This window comes from Paraburkholderia sp. SIMBA_053, from assembly GCF_046534895.1.
In the GTDB taxonomy this organism is placed as follows: Bacteria; Pseudomonadota; Gammaproteobacteria; order Burkholderiales; family Burkholderiaceae; genus Paraburkholderia; species Paraburkholderia caledonica.
The window spans coordinates 1-243 of record NZ_JAWRXU010001512.1 but is presented as its reverse complement, the minus strand read 5'-3'; the positions used below and the strand labels follow the sequence as shown (position 1 = coordinate 243).

At 62.6% G+C, this 243-nt stretch carries 1 protein-coding gene; it reads right to left on the bottom strand.

Annotated features, from left to right (window positions below; all coding sequences use genetic code 11):
• The coding region (locus tag SB753_RS40625) for a putative oxygenase MesX (RefSeq protein ID WP_410805621.1) at positions 1 to 243 on the bottom strand (243 nt) is incomplete at both ends.

Sequence of the window (243 nt, the reverse complement as noted above, 5' to 3'; positions counted from 1 at the left end):
GTCTCCATGGTGCTGATCGTGCCGATGAGCTGGAGGTTCGTGTAGTCGTCGAGCAGGTCGCCGCGGAAGTAGAACGCCAGGGGCGCGACACTGCCGCGTGGCATGAAGTACAGGACCGAGAGACCCATCTTCCCGAAGTACGCGTCGGTCAGCGACGGGTCCTTCTGCTCGTATTCGACGCCGAGGATCGGGTGGTGGTTCTCGGTGCGACGGTATGCCTTGCTCGTCGAGACGCTGATGCAG